16 protein-coding genes are annotated in these 21,462 nt (G+C 57.3%); 7 read left to right on the top strand and 9 right to left on the bottom strand.

The window, feature by feature from the left end; translation table 11 throughout:
- Nucleotides 1–48: 48 nt before the first annotated feature.
- The 3 genes from ACP_RS15325 to ACP_RS15315 all read right to left on the bottom strand — a co-directional run bounded on the left by ACP_RS15325 (nt 49) and on the right by ACP_RS15315 (nt 5,204).
- Nucleotides 49–3,171: a TonB-dependent receptor gene (locus ACP_RS15325; RefSeq protein ID WP_015898261.1), complete on the bottom strand. Its 3,123-nt coding sequence runs from the start codon at nt 3,169–3,171 to the stop codon at nt 49–51.
- 86 nt (nt 3,172–3,257) lie between these two features.
- Nucleotides 3,258–4,493, bottom strand: coding sequence for a hypothetical protein (locus tag ACP_RS15320; protein WP_041839645.1), 1,236 nt, complete (start codon nt 4,491–4,493; stop codon nt 3,258–3,260).
- Between the two features lie 51 nt (nt 4,494–4,544).
- Nucleotides 4,545–5,204 carry an RNA polymerase sigma factor gene (locus ACP_RS15315; RefSeq protein WP_015898258.1) on the bottom strand — a complete coding sequence of 220 codons (660 nt, stop codon included), beginning with the start codon at nt 5,202–5,204 and terminating at the stop codon, nt 4,545–4,547.
- Between the two features lie 141 nt (nt 5,205–5,345).
- Here ACP_RS15315 and ACP_RS17840 point away from each other — a divergent pair, with 141 nt between their 5' ends.
- Together ACP_RS17840 and ACP_RS15305 are read left to right on the top strand one after the other, a co-directional pair.
- Complete coding sequence (locus ACP_RS17840; protein WP_148215181.1) at nt 5,346–5,570, top strand: helix-turn-helix domain-containing protein; 225 nt, start codon at nt 5,346–5,348, stop codon at nt 5,568–5,570.
- A 79-nt stretch (nt 5,571–5,649) separates the two neighbouring features.
- Nucleotides 5,650–6,000 carry a helix-turn-helix domain-containing protein gene (locus tag ACP_RS15305; RefSeq protein WP_041839643.1) on the top strand — a complete coding sequence of 117 codons (351 nt, stop codon included), beginning with the start codon at nt 5,650–5,652 and terminating at the stop codon, nt 5,998–6,000.
- Nucleotides 6,001–6,291: 291 nt separating this feature from the next.
- On the opposite strand, the gene ltrA is transcribed toward ACP_RS15305, so the two are convergent.
- The 3 genes from ltrA to ACP_RS15290 form a co-directional block, all read right to left on the bottom strand.
- Entirely contained in the window at nt 6,292–7,527 is a 1,236-nt protein-coding gene (ltrA, locus tag ACP_RS15300; RefSeq protein WP_015898256.1) for a group II intron reverse transcriptase/maturase, read from the bottom strand.
- Between the two features lie 703 nt (nt 7,528–8,230).
- Entirely contained in the window at nt 8,231–10,846 is a 2,616-nt protein-coding gene (locus tag ACP_RS15295; RefSeq protein ID WP_041839642.1) for an ABC transporter permease, read from the bottom strand.
- 38 nt (nt 10,847–10,884) lie between these two features.
- Nucleotides 10,885–11,226 carry a PadR family transcriptional regulator gene (locus ACP_RS15290; protein ID WP_015898254.1) on the bottom strand — a complete coding sequence of 114 codons (342 nt, stop codon included), beginning with the start codon at nt 11,224–11,226 and terminating at the stop codon, nt 10,885–10,887.
- A gap of 480 nt (nt 11,227–11,706) precedes the next feature.
- Between ACP_RS15290 and ACP_RS17490 the strand changes: the two genes are divergently transcribed.
- Together ACP_RS17490 and ACP_RS17835 are read left to right on the top strand one after the other, a co-directional pair.
- Complete coding sequence (locus tag ACP_RS17490; protein WP_083770636.1) at nt 11,707–13,611, top strand: serine hydrolase domain-containing protein; 1,905 nt, start codon at nt 11,707–11,709, stop codon at nt 13,609–13,611.
- Nucleotides 13,612–13,897: 286 nt separating this feature from the next.
- On the top strand, nt 13,898–14,296 hold the full coding sequence (locus ACP_RS17835; RefSeq protein ID WP_041840394.1) for a DUF2251 domain-containing protein: 399 nt from the start codon (nt 13,898–13,900) through the stop codon (nt 14,294–14,296).
- Nucleotides 14,297–14,500: 204 nt separating this feature from the next.
- On the opposite strand, the gene ACP_RS15275 is transcribed toward ACP_RS17835, so the two are convergent.
- A complete protein-coding gene (locus ACP_RS15275; RefSeq protein WP_041839641.1) occupies nt 14,501–14,995 on the bottom strand; it encodes a hypothetical protein in 495 nt (164 codons plus the stop codon).
- Between the two features lie 390 nt (nt 14,996–15,385).
- Between ACP_RS15275 and ACP_RS15270 the strand changes: the two genes are divergently transcribed.
- Genes ACP_RS15270 through ACP_RS15260 form a run of 3 tightly spaced genes read left to right on the top strand, consistent with a single transcriptional unit; the run spans nt 15,386 to nt 17,727 of the window.
- Nucleotides 15,386–16,294 carry a TIR domain-containing protein gene (locus ACP_RS15270; protein WP_015898252.1) on the top strand — a complete coding sequence of 303 codons (909 nt, stop codon included), beginning with the start codon at nt 15,386–15,388 and terminating at the stop codon, nt 16,292–16,294.
- 12 nt (nt 16,295–16,306) lie between these two features.
- Nucleotides 16,307–17,002, top strand: coding sequence for an adenylate/guanylate cyclase domain-containing protein (locus ACP_RS15265; RefSeq protein WP_015898251.1), 696 nt, complete (start codon nt 16,307–16,309; stop codon nt 17,000–17,002).
- Nucleotides 17,003–17,037: 35 nt separating this feature from the next.
- The gene (locus tag ACP_RS15260; RefSeq protein ID WP_015898250.1) at nt 17,038–17,727 is read left to right on the top strand and encodes an adenylate/guanylate cyclase domain-containing protein; all 690 of its coding nucleotides are present in this window, start codon (nt 17,038–17,040) and stop codon (nt 17,725–17,727) included.
- A 262-nt stretch (nt 17,728–17,989) separates the two neighbouring features.
- Here ACP_RS15260 and ACP_RS15255 read toward each other — a convergent pair whose 3' ends face one another.
- Nucleotides 17,990–20,626: an ABC transporter permease gene (locus ACP_RS15255; RefSeq protein WP_015898249.1), complete on the bottom strand. Its 2,637-nt coding sequence runs from the start codon at nt 20,624–20,626 to the stop codon at nt 17,990–17,992.
- A complete protein-coding gene (locus ACP_RS15250) occupies nt 20,623–20,973 on the bottom strand; it encodes a PadR family transcriptional regulator (protein WP_041839640.1) in 351 nt (116 codons plus the stop codon). Before ACP_RS15250 ends, ACP_RS15255 begins: the two co-directional genes overlap by 4 nt.
- Between the last annotated feature and the right edge of the window lie 489 nt (nt 20,974–21,462).

Below are 21,462 nucleotides of genomic sequence, written 5' to 3'. Positions count from 1 at the left end.
TCCGGGTTAGGGTGAAAAGAGGTCGCTATGTGGAAAGCAGGCTTGAGTTCAGAAACTCAACCTGAGCGCGAATTGCATTGAGCGCGGGCCGCCCTGCTGGTACTGAGAGGCCATCGTGCCCAAGCTGGCATTGAGCATTTGCGTGGCCTGACCGAAGGTCGCATCGGTGTAGTTGGGATCGACGTAACCAAAGTTCGGATGATTGAAGACGTTGAAGGTCTCCGCTCGAAAATTCAGCGACAGATGGTCATGAATCGGGAAATCCCGTCGGATCGCAAGGTTCAGCTGCGTCATTCCGAAACCCCGAGCGAAGTTACGTGGTGCATCTCCTGTCGCATTGCCTTTAGGCAAACGGAACGCGGCGGGATTGAGCGCTTTCCCGCCAGGGTATTTGGATCCGTATACATACACCGGCACATTCGGAACCAGATTCAGACCGCCGTTATACTGCGCTCCCGTTGCCGGATCTGTGCTCGTGGCTCCTCCGAGCGTAATTGGAAACGGAGTGTGTGAGATCAGCCGCGCATCGAGTCCCCACCCACCCGTGAGTTGACGCGCCCAATGGCTGCGGTGGACTTCCGGAATATCCCAGGTCAACCCGGCTTGCAAGTTCTGACGCACGTCATAGTCGGCATTGCCTCGCTGAAGTGCCAGCTCCGTCGATTGAGAGCCAACATCGATGGCATGAGACCAGGTATAAGAGACCAGCGCTTGCAGCCCTTTGGATACAGACCGCTGGAACTGAGCCTGGAGCGATTGGTAGTTCGACGTGACGTTGCTCGCGAGATATTGAATTGTGCCGAAGTTCGGATTCAGCGGTTCGATATTGCGGTATTGCAACCCCATCAATCTGCGACCGGCGGAGGCGACGTAAGCCAAGGTCAGGGCTTGGTTGACGCCTAGCTCTTGTTGCAGGCTCACATTCCATTCGAGCGTATACGGCAACTGGAGATGCTCCGGAAACGCAGTAATGATTCCGCTCGTGTAAGGGGCGGTCGTTTTGACCGGAACATTGAGTTGAGCAGGGGTATACGGCAGCCTTGCACCGGCAGGAATAGACTCGGCATGAAATCCGAAGCCGCTGAATCCGACTGCGGCAATTTCGTTCGCTGAATCGAAGAAGACACCGCCGCCCCCGCGAAGAACTGTTTCCCATCCAGTCCGGTTGCGCGCCACCCATGCCGCGCCGAAGCGCGGTGCAAAGTTGTACCAACTCGTCTGCCACAGCGGCGTTCCGCGAGGCGCCAGTGTCAGTGAGGCCGGATCGTCGATGTTGCCTCGCAGAGTGAATGCATCATTTCCATGCTGCTCTGTGGGAGGAGGATCAACTGCCCAGCGCAAACCGTAGGAAAGAGTAAGGCGAGGAAGCACGCGCCACTCATCCTGCGCGAAGAGAGCAAGCTCGTGAAAAATAGGCGTCGCTTGTAGAAAACTGGAAACGATGGGTAAGTCCGGCTTCCCCGCCAGAACCGCATGAGTGCTATCGAAAACCGCGTAGGGCTCTACCTGCGGTGGATCGATTGGCGACTTAATGTACCGATAGTCGATCCCAAACTTGAGCGTATGATGCCCCCTGAGCAGCGAGGCTGTATCGACAAGATTCCACTGACGTCCGAGATTCTTCGTGTCTTCAATGGCCATGAACGGAGCCCCAATACCGGGGAAATTGATTGAGATGGCCGGCTCCGCCTGCGGATAGGAACCCGCTCCCATCGCAGCCGCCAGATTGACCGGAGTCGCTCCACCGAACGCGTCGATCTCTCCCGTTATCGAGGAGTTGGAGCGTGCATAGCCCAAACGGAATTCGTTGCTGAGGTGATCGGAGAGCTGGCTGCTCGCGCCAAACGTGTAGGTCTGAGCGTTGATCGCTGTCGTTAATTTGGAAAAGTATGGGCGGGATTCGGTCGAACTTGGCGTGACTCCCAGCCGGAAGAAGACGACCAGCTTGGGGCCGAATATGTGGTCGATACGGACGCTGGTCGAATCGATGGAACTGGGAAGCGAGTAGGATGCGATGAACTGTGCAAGACTCGGATCGCTGGCCGTTCCGTAGTCGATGCCGTTCGGCACGGGATAGGCATTCAGAATCGGTTGCATCGCAGCAACTGCCTGCTCCCGCATGTAACTATCGGGAACGTACTGGATGGTGGCTGCGGTCGGCTGGGTCAGGCGAAGCCCTTCATAGGCGACGAAGAAGAAGCTGCGGTCCACCCCGTTGTAGAGTCTCGGAATCCACACCGGGCCCCCAAACGAGCCGCCGAAATCGTTCTGTCGCAAGGCCGGCGTGGGCGCTCCATAGTGGTCATTGAACCAGTCGTTCGCGTCGAAATAATTGTTCCGCAGGTATTCGAAGACGCTGCCGTGTGGCCGGTTGGTGCCGGCGCGAGTGACGAGCGAGAACTGGCCTCCCGGTGAGTGCCCATATTCCGCGGAATAGGTGGAGCTCTGAACGCGGAACTCTTCCAGCGCATCCACCGGCACCAGCGTCTGAGTCGTACCCAACGCCGTAGTCGCGCCCAGCGCGCCGCCTGTGGCCGCATTCCCTACCCCGCCGCCATTTCCAGACGAGATGTTCGCGGTCACACCATCGACCGTGTAATAGTTCGACTGTGTACGTGACCCGTTGACGCTGAAGTCCCCACCCCCGCCCACAACTTCCGTTTGGTAATACTGCGGACTTTGATTGATCACGCCCGGCGTCAGCGATATGAGGTCCTGAAAGCTTCTGCCGTTCAGTGGGATATTCTTCACGAACTTTCGCGTGATGACCGTGCTCACCGCAGGGCTGGTGGTGTTCAACAGCGACGACGATGCGTTGACCGTAACGCTCTCTGACGCCGCTCCCACAGGCAGAGTGAAATTAAGCGACAGCGCGCCCTGAACGTAAAGAACGACATCCGGCTTGATGATGGTTTCGAAGCCCGGCTTTGAGACCTGCACGTGATAGTGGCCTGGTGGGAGAACGGGGATGAGATAGATCCCGGCGTTATTGGTTTTGGTGGAATAGACCGCGCCAGTCTCATCGTTGGCGACCTGAATCTGCGCGTTGGCGATGAATCGCCCCATGGGGTCGGTCACTCCCCCGCTGATCGTGGCGTTCGTCGATTGGGCAGCAGCTAGTAGGGGTAGGAAGAACAATCCGCAAAGAAGCAGGCAAAGCCAGTGTTTCATCGGGTGGCGCTCCAGAAGATCGAGAGTGAGTCAGGCTCCTCCGATCTACGGGTGGTCCCAGAATGTTGTCCCTGCGCATTCCGCCGTTACGGATGATTTGGCTGAATGCGAAGATAGGCCATCAGAATTTGCTTGCCTGTTGGTTTGTTGCTGCCGCCTTGAGGCTCGACGGTCACGAACACCTTGTTGAGCCGCGCCAGCGTCTTCGTGTTGTTGAAGTGCAGTATCCAGCACTTCTGCTTTCCATCCTTGGAGAACAATCCCAGGCTCACCTCCGGCTGGTCGTTGCCGCTGCCCCAGGCCTGGAAAGAAACCAGCTTATTGCGCCGAACATGTTTGTCCAGGTCGTAGCCGTAGAACACAAGAGAGGTGTTCTTCGTGTAGAAAATTCGCCCGAACGGCTTGGCGGTTTCGCCGTTGTCTTTCACATCGTAGATGTCCGCGATGTAGAGATTCCGCGCAGCAATCAGATTGCGAATCTGCCGGTCATGGGCGAGGAACTGCTTATCGAGCGCCAGCAGCCGGTTCTTCTCATTCAGCGATGAATTCAGCACATCCACCGTCGTCTGCAAATCTGCAAGCCGGAGGTTCTGGTTCTGCACAGCCGAGGTCATCGTGGCAGATGCCGTCTTCAGGGTTTGAATCTGAGCCTGGGCCTGAGCAAGCTCCTGCTGCAGCGCATCGCGCTCATTGCTTATCTGTTGCTCCTGAGCCTGCAGCTCGGCAAGTTGCTGCTGTGTCTCCTTCGCAGTCACAGACAACTGAGCGTACCGAGTCTTCGAGGCCTTGAGCTGCTTGCTCAACTCGTCAGATTTCTTCGCCTCGGCTTCTTCGATCAAAGGTTCCGGCTGAGCCGTCTTCTGCACGGAAGCCGCGCGCGGCGCCGGCATCGGAGCGGGCGGAGTATTGTGAGCCTCCATGGAAGAAGCCGGGTTCGCGCGCCTCACCGGAAGATGCATGCCCCACAAAGCTCCCAGAGCCCCCGCGACCACCACTCCCGCGGCGAGGCCCCAGACGAGTTTGCCGGGCGAACGCTTCTTCTCAGGAGCAGGCATCCGGTCCAGCTCCTGCATGAGCCGTTCTTCAGCGGCATCGAGCGAGAATCGATCCGCAACCCTATCGTCTGCGTGCTCGGCGGCGGCCGCGGCCGCCATCTCCGGAATGATGTCCTGGTGGATGCGTTGCAGTTGCTCGAAGTGCTCCCGGCAGGAGTCACAGTAGGCCAGATGCACCTGCAGGAGCGCCCACTCTTCCTGTGACAGTTCTCCCGAGAAGAAGAGCGTGCCCAGTGCAATGAACTCTTCATGAAATTGAGGGTTCACCCGCTTAGCTCCCGCCGATAACAACTGTTCCCTAATCTTCTCACCACTGACTCATCTTTTGGCAAAGACATGCTGACGCAGCCGTTCGAGGCCCCGGTAATAATGATGCCTTACGCCGGTAAAGCTCTGGCCCGTACGCTCGGCAATCTCGTGAAAGCTATACCCTTCAAACAAATGCATTTCGAGCGTCTGTCTCTGCTCGGCAGAAAGCTCCCCACGAAACTTCTCCAGCAGGGTTCGCGCCGCGACGCCATCGATGGAGGGCTTCCCCTTCAGGGCAGGCAATCTCTCCTCCTCGATCTCCTGCGAGGTGTAGTGATGCCGGACGCCCAGGTAGCGCTTGCGGTCGATGGCGCGATGATAGGCCATCTGGATGATCCACGAAGCCCCGGAACTCTTCGCCGGATCGTAGACGCTGGCCTTCTGGAAGACGAATAAGAACAATTCCTGAACCAGATCCTCCGCTTCGCTCTCATCGCGGAGGATACGGCAAGCCACGCTGAACACCGCCCGCGCATGCCGCCGGAAGAGCACGGACAGGGCGTCCCTGTCCCCTTTGCCGACTCGCTTCAGCAGCTTCTCGTCTGAGATTTCGTTGAGCGGCGAAATCCCTTGGGCCGCCCTTTTGACAGCTACTTTTTCCGGGCCGGAGGTCTCATCGGCCTCTGGCGCTATCGCCTTCGGGAAGTAAGAGACGGCGTCGGAGGTCATTCTGAACCTCGGGGCGACTGGACGGTATTGTTGGCGCGAAACATCGGAGCAGCAGTCCTCGCTTGAAAGTATTGCCAAAATCCGTAGCGATACTCGGTGTTATCAACTCGTACGCTCAGCCACACTCCACGTGTGGCTACCTTGAGGAAGCAATTCGGCAAGAAATTGCGTTCAATCCGCAAGCGCCGCAGCATGACTCAAGAAGAATTTGCAGAGCTTCTCGATATCTCCGTCGACTTCCTGAGCCTTGTCGAAAGGGGCCTTAACGCACCCTCATTTGAGTCGATCGAGGCATTCTCGATCTCTCTCAATATTCCTGTACGCGATTTTTTCGATTTCGCCCCGGAAACCCCGCCAAGAGAATAGTCCGCTCCCAATTTACGCAGAGTATAACCCGTAATCTGGCTCGGTGTAACGAAAACTCGCTCCTTAACAAACTTTGGGAGTGCAGCAGAAACCCGCAGATATCGAGGTTGACCAGCCGGATTTCGGTATCCGGATTAAAAGTCTGCGCAGAGACAACGATCTGAGCCAGCAAGAATTGGCGGAACTGATCGGCCGATCAGTGGATCTCGTCAACCTGATAGAGCGGGGGAAGAGTTTCGTCAGCCGCCCTACCTTGCAGCGTCTCAAAGACGTATTCGGGATCACCGAAATGTCCTTGTTCGATTTCAGCGGGAACAAGGCATTCATAGAGAGCGGCGGGCTGAAATGGCGAGCTTCCCGGAAGCACTCACCCCTGATCGTCCGGCACAAAAAGGTTCAAGTTCGTGTTACCAGAAAAACCGCCAAATAATCGCCCGCCGCGACAATCTAGACGGCATTCAGGGTGCGTTGAAAGGCAGAGAGACGCCTCGATAGTATCGCGCTATCGAACCATGCGACTTGGGTCAATGAGTGCCTCGGGCTGCTGGCAACAACGGACGACTAGGCGCACATGTCAGGCTAGCCCGTTTTCCGTCAACTTGACCGGACACGGATCTCTGAAGACTGGCCGACTTGAACGGCATAGGGGCGGCAGTCACCTGCCGACCCCTGCCACACCACCGTGCGAACGGGTCCGTACACGGCGGTTCGAGAAGTTAGGCTAGCAGTTCTCGAACAGTGAAGGAAGGCCGAGCGAGCGGAAGTATGCATTCGAAGCTCCCACAGACAGAGCTTTGGCGCGGGCAAGGTACCATGGGCCTCGACCACTACCGGCCGTATTGGTGGCCAATCGCGGACGTACTCCCAGTTGCAGCAACGCAGCCCGGCGACGACGTGGGGTTTTCCATTGTCGCCAGAGTGCGCATCGCAGCCTGAGTCGCACCCAACGAACAAGCCCGATCAGCACTTCGGGGGTTTCGCAAAAGCCGAAGTATCCGCGCCATCCCACCATATAAGTGGCCAGTCGCTTCACTGTCGTCTCGATGCTGACACCCTTGGCCTGTCGCGTGATCTCCCGGATTTTGTCTTTGAACCGCTCCAGAGCCTTCGGAGCAATCGCTCGTTTGATCTCTGGGCCGTCCGTAAAACTAAACCCGAGGAACTTTCGCTCCTGCGGTCGTGCTACCGCGCTTTTGGTCTCATTTACCCTGAGCTTGAGGCGCTGAGTGATGAAGAGCGTAATGCTCCTCATCACCCGTTGACCCGCACGTTCGCTGCGCACATAGATGTTGCAGTCATCTGCGTAGCGGACATGTCGATGTCCCCGGCGCTCCAGTTCGCGGTCGAGTTCGTCGAGCACGAGATTGCTTAACAGGGGCGAGAGTGGACCTCCCTGGGGAGTCCCTTCCACGCTTGGGCTGATCAACCCGTTTTCCATCACCCCGGCATTCAGCAACGCCCGGATGAGTTTCAGCAGCCGCTTGTCCTCGACCCGCTTGGCGATCTGCGCCATCAGTTTGTCGTGATTGACTCGATCGAAAAACTTCTCCAAGTCGAGGTCAACCACCCAGCCATAGCCTGCAGCGATATACCGCTGTGCCTGCGCTACAGCCTGATGAGCCGATCTCCGCGGACGAAAACCGTAGCTGTGATCGGAAAACTCCGGATCCCATCGCCGTTGCAGAACCTGCATGACCGCTTGCTGGATGAATCGATCCAGTACCGTCGGAATACCCAGCTTGCGCACTCCGCCGTCCGGTTTCGGTATCTCTACCCGCTTCACCGGCTCTGGTCTGTATGTTCCGCTTAGCAGTTGTTCCCGGATGGTTGGCCAGTGCTGTCTCAGGTGGCCACCGAGTTGGTTGACCGTCATTCCGTCAACGCCCGGAGCACCTTTGTTCGCCTTGACCCGTCGTAATGCTTCCTTCAGATTCTCTCGTTCAACGATCTCCTCCATCGTTTGATCTGTCCTAGCTGGGCTTTCGGGGTCACTCGCCGTCCTCAACGATTCGGACCCTTCCCTTCCCGCCCTCCGGGCTTCACCCGTTGGCGGAGACGAGAAGTCCAGATTGCCCTGGATGTTCTGCCGCATGTCGTTATTGAGACTCATGTCCTACTTGCCTCTCCTCTCGTTCGGGCCTTCAACCACCGTTCCCGGCTCAGCCTATCTGTTGACTCCGCCTTTCGGCTTTGGAGTGCCTCACTAGCTTTGCCGACCTCATGGCCTACTATGCCCTCTGCTGACTTCTGCTTCGCGGTCAGGATGCCTCGCGGCAGCCTCAGTCGCCGAAGCGACACGGAGCAGACCTCCCGGGGTAAGCTCAATCGCCTTCTGCGCACAGTCGCCGGATCTACGCTCCGCGTACTTAATGGATATGGGCTTCGCGGTAAGTTGCCCGCTCGCCCTACGCTCACGCCTTGTATCCGGTTTTTGTCCATCGACTCGCGCATTTGCTCCACGCTTCCTTCAAACCCCGCCTCGCGACGGTAGCCCTTGCGTTCTTGCTAACCCTTACCTCCATCAGGTCGGGTAGAGGACTTGCACCTCCAAGCTATTGAACATGCCCGGCGCACAACAAAGCCGCTGCGGCGGCGAGCGCATTTGGCGAGGATGCGTCACTTGAGAGCACATAAGGCTGCCATGCGCATAGGAGATGTAGCTACTCCGAACGCAGAGCCGCCAGCGGATCCACCCGCACAACCCGCCGCGCAGGAAGATAGCATGCAATGGTCGCCACAATTAAAACCAGCAAGGATCCTCCCAGGAAGACGACAGGGTCTGTACTGCTGACCCCATAAAGAAGGCTCGACATAAGCCGGGTCATGACGAGTGCGCAAAGCAACCCAGCACTTACTCCGAGAAGAGTGAGCGTTGTCGCCTGACGCACAAGCATGTACAAAATCGCATTCGGCGTGGCGCCGAAAGTCAGGCGAACGCCTACCTCCTGCGTTCGTTGGCCGACGTTATAGGCTGTCACGCCATAGATGCCGATCGCCGCCAGAACAACGGCTACCAGAGCCAGAATGTCCAGCAGTATAAACGCAATCCTGGGAGCCGAGGTTACATTCCCCATGATCACCGACATCGTCCTCACGTCGAATACTGGCTGGTTCCGATCGACAGACCAGATCGCATTGCGAATTGCAGGAAGGGCACTGCCTTCCGGCAGTGCCGTACGCACCACCATGCTCAGGGTCTGATCCGGTCCCTGCATATAGGGGAAGTAGATAGTGGCCTCTGGCGCGCCGCTTAGTGTGGAGTCGCGCACCGCACCCACAACCCCGATCACCTCTCGCGGAATGCGCGAGCCATACGGAAGAACAATATGCTTTCCCAGCGGGCTTTCCGTTCCAAAATAATCGCGCGCCAAAGTCTCATCGATAACCACTACGCGCGGATGCTTTGGGTCGTCGGTCTCCGCGAAAGTCCTGCCCTGCAGCAAAGGAATCCGCATGGTTTCAAAGTACCCCGTGCTGATGTCCCGATAATCGGCAGATAACGTAACGTTAGATTCCGGCTTCTCCTGGATAGAGAACGGTCCACGGTCCATGTCGTCCTGGCTCAGCGGCACAATCTCCGTCAAAGCGGCAGACTGGACACCGGGCAGGTTACGCACCTTCTCGAGAAAATCATGGAATGCTGCGCCGCGCTTCCAGGGGTCTTGATACTTTGAACCGGCAGCGTCTTCGGGCAGCTTGATGCGCAGAGTCAAAAGTCTGTTCGGATCAAAGCCCGGATTGATGGACAGCAGGCGTGCAAAGCTCTTGATCATCAGTGAAGCGCCAACCACCAGCAGAAGCGCCAGCGCGCCCTCCACAACCACCAACACGGTGCGTGTTCTCTGTCCGCGCACTTCGCCGATCGTTCCGCGTCCGCCATTCTTCAACGCGTTCTGCATATTGCCGTCTAACAGCCGCAGCGGCGGAATCAGCCCAAACAGAATCCCCGTTCCAAGCGATATAGCCAGTGTGAACAAAACTTCACTCATTCCAAGATGAACAGCCGGCAGCGTCACTTCCGACGCCGCATTGGGGACAGGAATCTGCGTCGGTCCGTATCGCGCCCACAAATGCACGCTTCCCATCGCCAGCAGCAGGGCAAGCGCGCCTCCAAGAATCGCCAGCAATGAGCTTTCCACAATGGATTGCCGGACAATCTGCTTCCGCGTGGCCCCCAGTGAGATACGCACCGCCATCTCCTGCCGACTGCTCATGCCGCGAGACAACATCAGATTCGCCACATTCGCGCACGCAAGAATCAGAATGAACGCCACCGCGCATTGAAGCACCAACAGCGCCGGACGAATGTACTCCATGCGCACGGATTCCAGCGGCACTAGTACCGTACCGAAACCCTTCCGCTCGGGCCGCTGCAGCGCAATTCGCGCCATGGCCGCGCGCATCTCGGCTGTCGCTTCGCTCACACGCACGCCCGGCCGCAGCCTTCCGAACACACCAAGATCTGAGTCCGCCCTATGCAGCCACGCATCGTCAAACGGAACCACCACATCCACCGGAAACAGCTCGTCGAACGAAGCGGGCAGCACGCCGATGATCGTGTAATTCTCGCCGTTGAGAATCATGCTCCGTCCGCACACGGCCGGATTCCCCTGATACTTCCGCTTCCAGTAGCGGTAACTCAGAATCGCTAGATTAAGCCGCGCATGTTCCTCTTTGGGCAGAAAGGTTCGTCCCGCCACAGGCACGATCCCGAAGAAATTTCCGAAGTTGGTAGTCACCCGCAGTCCGGCCACCTGCTCCGGTTCTCCGTTTCCCGTCACCGTTCCCGTGCCATGCTCAAAGAGAAAGAGATCTTCAAATGCATGGACCTTTTGCTCCCGCCAATCGAGATAATCCCGCCCGCTTGGCCCCACCCGCTTCAGACCCAGCGCTGGATTGCTGTCCCAGATCACAACCAGGCGCTTGGCGGCGCGTACCGGCAGTGGGCCCAGAAGGATCTCGCGCACCAGCGTAAAGAGAGCCGTATTCGCTCCAATGCCCAGCGCCAGAGTGATCACTGCCGCCGCGGTGAAGGCAGGTGACTTCTTCAGAACACGCACTCCAAACCGCACGTCCCGCAAGAGCGCTTCCGCCCATTGCCATCCCTGGGCAGCATGCGCCTCCTCCCGGTAGTGTTCCAGCCCGCCAAATTCCACGCGTGCCTGCCGCTCCGCCTCCGCGCGTGACAACCCGCTGCGTTCAAGATCATCCGTGCGATGCACAAGGTGGCTCCGCAGTTCTTCGTCAAGCTCGTTCCTCTTTGCCGAGCGATGCATAAGCGCGGACCAACGAGCGAGTATTGCGTCAAAAAGTCTCATAGTTCTCCCGGTTGCGCGGAAAGCGCGGAGGCAATGGCAGCCGCAAGCCTATTCCAGCTTTCTGTCTCTTCCCGCAACCGCTTTCGACCCGCAACCGTCAGCTCGTAATACTTGGCGCGCCGGTTCGCATCAGAGACGCCCCACTTCGCTTTCAGAAATCCTTGACGAACCAAACGAAACAGCCCCGGATACAGCGCCCCCTGCTCCACCAACAGTGCCTGTCCTGAAATCTGCGCAATCCGCAGCAAAATCCCATATCCGTGCAGAGGTCCAAGCGATACGGCCCGCAGGATGAGCAGATCGAGAGTTCCTGGAAGAAGCTGAGCCTGATCGGGCATGCAAATCTCTCCTAATATGATTAGGAATGTATAGCTCTTCTCCTAAGCTGTCAAGGAAAGCGAACTTTAGCCGCTTCTGTGGCCGATTCGAACCCAATCGCGCCTAGCCAAAAGAGCATCAACCATCCAGCATGAAAAACCCCACCTCGCGATATCAGGCGAAACCACTCTTCCACATGCTCGACGATCCACTTGTCCGTGGTGTCGCCGACGCGGCCTTGTGCCGCACCCGTGTGCCATTCCGGGCCCTAGCGAGCGCGTTGCCCGTTCTACGGCCAAGTGGATTGGATTTGTAAAGACTCGCCGACTTCCCGATACCGATCCCGGCTGGACAAGCGATTTGATGCCAACTGAGCCTTGTCCCCGGCCAAGCCCGTTGATTGGGCTTAAGGAATCGAGTCGCAGTACCGACAGTTCGGTACGATGGTTGTCTGCGACTTAGCTTGAAGACCGCAGAGCCAGAGGAGTATGGAATAGATAATGGAAAAATCCCCAATCTATGTCTCAATGCCTGATGTGCCTTCGCCTGTTGCATTGCCGGGTGGCTGGACCGCAACCAGCCAAGGCGATCCTTTGACCGTAGTTGGACCGGAATCGGATTTGACGCTGTCCTTTGTTGCCTGCCCCGCCGCAACTGACGCCGAGGAGTTGTTTCGGCTTGCATGGCAGCGCGTGAGCCCTGAATTCGATCATCCCGTGAAGCAGAAGGTAGAGATGCCTACTACGGACGGCTGGGATAAGGTGATTCAGGCCATCTACAGCACATTGGAGAGTGAGAGCCGCATGGTGATTGCCGTCGCCCGCATGCTGGGCGAACGCGCATACATCACCCTCATCGACGGAACAAAGGCGGGGTTCAGCCGGCGCATGGCGCAGATTGCCGAATTAAACGATGCTTGGAAGCCAATCGGATTGAAGGAGCCGAGCCTTGCGGATATCAGGCCAAAGGCATTTGGAGAAGATGAACGCAAAGCCATGAACAGTTTTGTGGACTGGGCCATGCGCCATATCGGTATTCCGGGTGTCGCGGTCGCGGTGGTGCAGGACGGCCGCACCATATTTGCGGAGGGATTCGGGGTAACCAAGGCTGGCGGGAGCGACCAGGTCACGCCGCAAACGCGCTTTATGATCGGGTCATCCACTAAGCCGCTGACCACGCTTATGATGGCGCGGCTGGTGGATATGGGTCGCTTTACCTGGACGACGCCGGTGACCGAGGTATTGCCGGGCTTCGCTCTAGCGGATACTGAAGTGACGCAGAGGATCGAGATGCGGCATACGGTATGTGCCTGCACTGGGATGCCCCGGAGGGATCTCGATCTGATCTTTCGATTCCGCGGAGTGCGTCCCGAGGACCGCATTGCTGAAATGAAACAGATGTGCCCCACCACCGGGTTCGGCGAGACCTTTCAGTATTCGAACTATCTTGTAGCCGCAGGCGGATACGCAGCGGCGCATAGCTACGCTCCAAATGTGACATTGGGTGATGCCTATGAACGCGCCATGCAGGATTTAGTCTTTGAGCCTTTGGGTATGGGGCAGAGCTCCATCCTCGGCATTCATTCGCCGCTGGATGCCGCGCCGCATGGTCACACTCTCGATGGCGCCTGCATTCCTATCGATCCAGTGCTTGAAGAGTTCGCCGATTCTACGGCTCCGTCTGGCTCCGTATGGTCCACCGTTTTGGACATGGCCCGCTATGTGGACTGCGAGCTCCGTAATGGACTGAACGAGCGTGGGCAACAGGTCATTTCAGAAGACAATCTTCGGGCGCGCCGTCGTTCCGCGATCAAGATCGACGGAAAGTCCAGCTACGGTTTGGGGCTGATGCTAACGGAAGAGCAAGGACTGGCGTTGGTGACGCATGGGGGCAACACCCTCGGCTTCTCGGCGGACATGGCCTTTTTCCCTGAGCACGGGATTGGCATGGTCGTGCTCAGTAACCTCCGCGCCGCCAATCTGTTTCTGTCCGCAGTGAGGCAGAGGTTGATCGAAATTCTCTTCGGAGCCGAGGCCAGGGCAGAGGCTCTGGTCACGAGCGCGAAGAAGGCGCTCGACGATTCGCTCGCATCCATTCGCCAGCGAGTCAGAACGGAGCCTGAGGCCACCGCTTGGATTCAGAATTACGTCGGGCACTATGTCTCGGAGGAATTAGGGGCCGCGTCGATTTCGCAACAGAGAGATGGCTTCCGTATCGCATTTGAATCCTGGTCGAGCGATCTTGGCTCGGAGGAGCAGTCGGATAAGAGCCGTCACATTGTCCTGATCAGTGCACCCTTTCTGGGGGCCGTCAAGCTGCAGCTCACAGAGAATCCAGATGTCCTGCTGCTGGATGGCGGCCAAACGCGGTATAGATTCGTGCGGCACGAAGACAGGCGCGGCTGAACGGCAATTCTGGAATGACTGCGTAATTCGATAGAATTCCGCAGTTTGTCCGAGTTCGGGGCATTTGTACCGTCGTCAGGAAGCCTGCACCCTGTCCATCAAACAAGAGTGATTTCGAGTACGGAGTACCATCCCGAGTCACTATCCACCGCCGGACGCCAATCGCCATTCCTAAACCTGAAGCACAGCCGACTTTCGAGGAGGTAACCGGCTCTCATCCGAAGGTGTGGTGTGCCGGTGATAAGGCCAGAACCGAATCCTTTATGTCCATGTCACAATGTGCGGTATGGCAGAACAGACATTCCGCCCCGGTGATAACTCGTTCGTCGCCAGCGACGCTCCGGGCCATCAGCATGGCGCGTTTTTCGAGGATGACGGCGAGACAGGGTACTTCTACGCGGTTGACCTGACTCGTGCTGAAAACAAAGTTCTCGACGCGATGAGCATCTACGACGTGAAGAACGTGACGGCGCGGGACAGGCCATCGGTCCTCTCCATTGTCTGGTCGGGTGACGGATTGAAATGTGCCCTCTTGATCAATGGTCACGCTCACGCAGTATTCGACTTCGCAGCCAAGCGGGGCTTCTGCCGAACGAATTTCCCAAACTTTCCAGATCGTTGCGACGGTCGTTGGCCGAGTTCTGACCACGGTTGGTCTGAAGACGCAGTTGCCTGGCTTCAATGAGAGTCAGTTTAGCTTCTACGGGATGAAGAATAGCTACCGCCAGACGGGCTCTGCGCCAGGTTTCCGTCAGTGACATCGCAGCAGGAAACCTGAAGCAGAGCCGGCTTGGCGGGAGCGACGGGATACTCGGCCCATTTCCGAATCTTCAAACATCTTCAAAGGAAGCACCGGAAAATGGCTTGATGACTGGCATCGGAAGAAGGATTATTTTGAACGGCTCTTCTGGGGGCCTTCACGCTTTGCCTCGAAGTAGACGTTACAGACCGAGAAGACGATGGTGTTTCTATTCTCGATAAACACGTCGTCTCCGGGTATCTCGACCGTGCCGCCGGTTATGTCTGCAGGAGCATGATCGATCTGGACTCTTGTCGCCTGAGATGCCAGAATTCCTAGAAGGCCGAAATCAACGAAAGAGCCGCTCCCCGAATATTCTTTTTGAAATTGCTCAGCCTTAACGACTGTGACCTTGACGATGGGATGCGTTACGAGGTGGTCTTCCCAGCGGAACGAATCGGCAGTGTACTCGATTTCCGTACCAAGTAGTCTCTTGGCCTCCCTATCGCCCCAACAGGAGATTGTGTCCGCCGAGAGGATTCGGCGTACTCGCCATTTCCCTCTTAGATTCTTTGGAACACTCTGCGCAGCGACACCTGAAATGAAGGAGATGCACAGTGCGACGACCAGTAGAGCTCTGGACATTTGATTCGATTATGCCCTAACCTTTGCGATTCTTCGAATAACAGCTACTCTGCGCCCTTCGAATCCCAAAGTTCATCGGGATCTGATGCAAATGACTCAATTCAGGACCGTTGGCTTGCTTTTGAAAGATAGCTAACGAAAAACGGGGCAGTATCCCGCGATCCACCTTGATGGATAGTCGCCGACGCATACTTGTGCCGTAACCATCTCACCTGCGCCGAAAGAGCGCGTCGCCCGTTTTACGGCAACTTGACGGGACACTGTTCGCTGGACGCTAGGATCTCTTTATGACGGCCATTTCCGATTTGTCTCGACTCTGTCCGCGTCTGAGTGAAGCTCTATCATGGATTACTCCTGTTTTATTCACAGAACTGTTTTGAGGCTCGAATTATGATTGAACGCTTTACTGGCGAGTCCAATCGTCGGGTTCTTGTTGATTCGCTGACCGGGCAAAAGCTCTTCACTGGCAATGCCGATCTCGCAATGGAGGCGGCGTCTAAAGGTGAGATTGTGGAAGTGGCTGCCGGAACCTCCATTATTCAACAAGGAGGGGACGATATCGACATTTACTTCATCGTCGCGGGCTCGTTCGATATCGTCGTCAACAACAGGGTCGTAGCGAAGCGTATCGCGGGCGACCATGTCGGAGAAATGGCCGCGATTCAGCCAACTCAACGACGTTCAGCTACCGTTACCGCCAGCGAAGTGTCCGTCGTTCTGAAACTTACTGAAGCGGAATTTGCGGAGCTGTACGCGAAGTATCCTCAAATACTTCTTCAAATGGCCAAAGAACTCGCACGAAGGCTAATGCAGAGAAACGCACTCGTGACGTCGGTCAGCGACCGGATACGCGTCTTCATCATCTCTTCCGCAGAAGCGCTTGATATCGCTCGCACTATACAAAACGCGTTTGATCACGATCCGTTCAATGTCACTGTCTGGACCGACGGCGTTTTCCGGGCATCTCATTATGCGATTGAAAGTCTGGAGCGGGCGCTCGATCAATCCGACGTGGCGATTGCCGTTGCGCAACCTGACGACATCACGGAGAGCCGGGGCCAGCAAAGGGCCACACCGCGCGACAATGTCATCTTTGAATTGGGTTTTTTCATGGGCCGGCTTGGCCGCCACCGTGCATTACTAGTAGAACCTCGTGGCGAGGAGATCAGTTTGCCTTCAGATCTGGCTGGAATAAACACCATTACCTACCGCTATGACACTTCCGATCTGACACGCTCTCTCGCGACGGCCTGCAATCGCCTCCGGGACATTATCCGGGACTTGGGGCCGAACCGTTGAGGAGAGCGCACTATGGGCCTGAAAAATGATCTGGAAAAGCGCGTTGCGGAAGTTTTCAGGGCGAAATGGGACGAACGTGATGGTAACGTTGTCCCTGGCGATGACTCGCTGACGCTAGGCAATGACGCCGTAAAGCTCAAGGCCACGGTTCTCTATGCGGATCTCGCAGAATCCACAGAATTAGTGGACGGATACGCAGACTTTTTTTCGGCGGAGATGTACAAGACGTTTCTCCATTGTGCAGCGAAGATCATTCGTGAGGAAGACGGCATTATTACAGCTTATGACGGCGACCGCATAATGGCCGTGTTTATCGGCGAAAGGAAGAATTCTAGGGCCGTGAAATCGGCAATGAAAATCCATTATGCAGTCCTTTACATCATCAATCCGGCGCAGCAGGCGTTTTACACGAAGACAAGCTTCACGCTGAAACACGTTGTCGGGGTCGACACCAGTGAATTGTTCGTCGCCAAGACAGGCGTGCGCGGGGCGAATGATTTGGTGTGGGTTGGCAGGGCGGCAAATTACGCCGCGAAGCTCTCCAGCCTGCCTGATGCCTTCGCCACCTACATAACGAAAGAGGTATTCGATGTCATGAGTTCAGACGTTAAGACTTCAGATTCGCGCGAGATGTGGGAGGCTGTCCGGTGGAATACTTTCGACAATCGAATTATCTACCGATCCAACTGGTGGTGGCGGATTGATTAGGCACCTTCAGGCATTCGCGATCTCAGGGAGAAAATATGGGCCTTGCCGACGATCTTAAGAGTGAGGTGGGTACGATATTCCGTACTACATGGTCCACCAGGGACGGTCAGGTCGTCCCTGACACACCCGACATCAAGCTCGGCAACGACGGCGTCACGCTCGACGCAACGGTGCTCTACGCTGATATCGATGGGTCCACGAACATGGTAGACGCGAAAACTGCTCAGTTCGCCGCAGAAGTATACAAATCATACTTGCTGTGCGCAGCGCGGATCATCCGATCGGAGGATGGAGTCATCACGGCGTATGATGGCGACCGCGTGATGGCGGTATTCATCGGCAATTCTAAAAACACATCGGCTGTTCGCTGCGGACTTAAGATAAAATACGCGGTCTTGGAGATCATCAATCCGGGAATCAAAAAGCAATACAATTCCGACTTCAAGCTGCAACAGGTGGTCGGGATCGATACCAGCAAATTGCTGGTTGCCCGCACTGGGATTCGAGGCTCAAACGATTTGGTGTGGGTAGGCCCGGCGGCGAATTGGGCTGCGAAGCTCAGTAGTATCAGTGAGCAGCCATACTCTACCTTCATCAGCTCAGCGGTTTACGAAAAATTGCATCTGTCGGCTAAAGAAACAAATGGCGTAAACATGTGGGAATCGCGGATCTGGAAGGGAAAAACCGTGTATCGGTCCTCCTGGTATTGGCACGTACCCAATTAATGCAATTAGCGCGCTTGCGACATTCGCAGACGAAGCCGCTTCGCTCGCTTTCTAAATGCTCCCTCCCCAACGTAGTCAGTCCAAGCCGACGGCTGCACATTTGAGACTGTCCTCGGGAAAAAGTGATCCATTTGAGCGTAAAGTCGCCTATGGTGACTTGAGCCTGCCCCGATTGGCCCCGTACATCGTGGTGCTGTCTCGTCACCGGGTTACGGATGCGAGCGCCCCTCCGTTTTAGATCCTTCATGCGATGACCCTGCATTCATTCCGTTCTCAACGCTTCCATCGGCTCTGTCTTGCCTGCGCGTATCGCCGGCCTGAGGGTAGCCACCAGCAGGGGCGCCAGCAGGACCAGCAGGGATGCAAGGTAAAGCCGCAGATCATCCGGTTGCACCCCGTATAGCTGACTGCGTAACAGCCTGTTCGCTGCCAGCGAGACCACAGTACCGGTCGCCAGGCCTATCGCTGCCGGGACCATCGCCCGCCACACGAATATTCGTGCAATGTCACCTCGCGTCGCTCCGAGTGCCATCCGGACGCCAATCTCTTGCCTGCGCTGCGCGGCAAAATACGATACCACTCCATAAATTCCAACGCAGGCCAGCAGCAATGCGGTCCCGGCAAAGGACGCAAACACCGCTGCGTTCAGCCGTGGTTGCGCCACAGCATCGCTGAGTAGCTGATCCATCGTCTCGATCCGGCCTACCGACTCGCGCGGGTCCGCCTGGTAAACCTGCTCGCGAATCGACTTTACGACTTCTTCCGGCGGCACAGTCGTCCGCACCAGAAAGTAGCGATGCCAACTGTCATCGGCGTTCGCAGGCGAGTAGACAACCGGTCCAGGCTCCGCTGCGATCGATCCCGATACCCCTCGCACATCGGCAACCACGCCCACGATCTCGTGCGCCTGTCCATTCCGAAGCAGGTGATGTCCGATTGGATTTCCCCTGGGCAGAAACTCCCGCACCAGAGCCTCGTTCACCAGTACCGGTGGTAGTTTCGAAACCTGGTCTTCCGCCGCAAACGCTCTCCCCGCCAGCAGTGGTGTCCCCATCGCCTCCAGCAAATTCCCGGCGATACTCCGGATGTCCGCGCTGATTGCCGGCTGATTGGCAACTTGCGGCAGCCAGTCGGCACCGTATCTGACGCGCAGATGAAAGTCCATCATCGGCGGCGCATTGATCTGCCCCGCAGCCTCTACTCCAGGGAGATTTTCAATTCGTTGTTGCACGTCGTTGAAGAAATTGCGTGCCACCGCCGGCTTCGTGCCAAACGGCAGCACCAGCCGAACCGTCAGCAGATGTTCCGGCTTAAATCCCAGTGGCTGCTTCGTCAAGTTCCACATCGACTCCGCCAGCAGCGAGGCACCCACCAGCAGCACCAGAGACAGACCTACCTGCGTCCCCACCAGGACGCTGCGCAACCGGTTACCCGACGATCCTCCGAGGCGCGCCTCACCTTTCTTGAGCGCCGAATGCAACTGCACCTTCCGTGTTTCCAGAACCGGAGCCACTCCGAACACGATTCCAGTCGCCAGCGAAATCAGTAGAGCGATCCCAATCACAATCCCGTTCATGTGGATCGTGCCCGGCCTCCCCAGAATCCCCGGCAGGCTGGTAGCGGCAGTGCGCGTGAGCGCAAATGCCAGGAGGATTCCCGCACCACCACCTGCCAACCCGAGCAGCCCGCTCTCCACCAATAACTGAAAGGCCACGCGCCGTCGCGACGCACCCAGCGCCCGCCGCAGCGCAACCTCCCGCTGCCGAGCCGTCGCGCGAGACAAGAGCAGGTTGGCCACATTGATGCAAGCGATCAGCAGCAGCAGCGCCGACGCGATCTGCAAGGCCACCAATGCCGGTTGCACGTGACCGTACAGGTCCTCGCGCAGCGTCTCGCTGGTGAACCGCCACGCGCCGTCGCTCGACGGATACTCCCTTCTGAGTTGCTCCCCGATCCGCTCCAGATCGGCCTGAGCCTGCGCCGGAGTTACACCCGGCCGCAACCTCCCAAATACATTCCAGCCCCGTAGCCCGTCGCCCCGATAACTGCCCCAGCTATTCGGACCTAACTGCGACGCGCGCCAAAAGTCCACGCCTGCCGGCGCAGAAAAATCTCGCGGCATTACCCCCACAATCGTCGCCGTCTGCTGATCCAGCGTCACCTGTTTTCCGATTACGTTCGGATTGCCTCCGAAAAGCCGCTGCCATCCCGGATAACTCAACACCACGGTCAGCGGTGCATGCGGCACGTCGTCCTTCGCATCGAGTACCCGTCCCAGCATTGGCGCGGTGTCAAAGACATCCCAGAATCCTGCATTCACTACCGCTGCATTCACGTGGGTGGGCAACTTCTTTCCCACAATCAGGGTGCTCTCGTTGAAGTAAAAGTACGCCAGACTGGAGAAGCTCCGGTTTCGCGTCTCAATGTCGTAGAACCGCGGACCCGTCATCAGACCACCGGCCGATCGCCCGGTAATCCGCGTGTCGTGGATCGCGACGATCCTCTCCGACTGTGGATAAGGCAAGTTCCGAAGAAGTGTCGAATATACTACCGTGAACATCGTTGTCGTCGCCGCAATCCCCAGTGCCATCGTCAGCACCACCATCAACGCAAATCCTGGTGCGCGTCTCATCTGCCGCAGCGAGTATCGTGTGTCCTGGGCCAGGCATTCCAGTATGGGCAATCCCTCCTCTGCGTGGTACTGCTCCCGGATCGCCTCCGCCGCGCCAAGCTTTATCCGCGCCTGCCGCCGCGCCTGCTCCTCGCTCATACCGGCCCGCAAATTGGCTTCCGTCTCGCGCGCCACATAGTCTTCCATCTCCTCGCGCAGCCGTGCATCGCCGCGACGGCCAGTGGCAAGATTGCGCAGACGAATCAGGAATCGATGGAGAGACCTCATGCCAGGTCCTCCGCCTTGACTTCAAAGAACCGAGCGATAATCGCAGCTGTCTGCTCCCAGTCGCGCTTCTCGGATTCCAGAAGTTTGCGCCCCGCTCGGGTCAGTCGATAAAAGCGCGCGCGACGGTTGTTTTCTGAAGGCCCCAAGTCCGACGCAACGGCACCCTCCTGCTCCAACCGAAGCAGCACCGGATAGAGTGTTCCCTGGTTCACGGAAAGCAGATCGCCGCTGATCTGTTCGATCCGCCGCGCAATGCCGTAACCGTGCTGCGGCCCGAGGACATCAAGCGTCTTCAGTACCATCAGCGCCAGCGTGCCCTGCTGCACGTCCTTTTTTTGTTTCGACAAACTCGGCACCGCCACCGCTCCTCTCCTTTGGCCTACCAACAGGAGAATGATTGCACACTCCCATTGGGAAGGCAACAGGTGCAAATTGGGACGGGTAGGCGGACGCCCAAAGTGAAGATCGATCAGGAAGTCTTCTTTGCTGCAGCCTTCTGCTTCGCCCAGCATTTCCACTGCGCTGCAACGATCCTGCCTCTTACGTCGGCGCTCAGGATGCGCTTGCCTCCGCGTGGCTTTGCGTGGTTGACTGCGTGGCCGCTGCCCAAAAGCGCGCGGGCTTCTGGGGGAGGGAATATCTCGGAATCGATCTCGAAAATCAACTGGGCTGTGTCCATGCCGGACCGTGTAACCCGGAGGCCTGTTTCCGGTTTCATGTGTCCGTAGAGTCGCCGACGCATCCCTGTGCCGGAGTCGATTGCAGATCTGGGACCAAGAGAGTGCGTCGCCCGTTCTACGGCCAAGTGGATTAGAATTGCAAACACTCGCCGGCAT

Origin of the sequence: Acidobacterium capsulatum ATCC 51196 (assembly GCF_000022565.1) — a bacterium.
In the GTDB taxonomy this organism is placed as follows: domain Bacteria; phylum Acidobacteriota; class Terriglobia; order Terriglobales; family Acidobacteriaceae; genus Acidobacterium; species Acidobacterium capsulatum.
The sequence above is the reverse complement of the archived record's forward strand: the minus strand, read 5'-3'. Positions and strand labels throughout refer to the sequence as shown.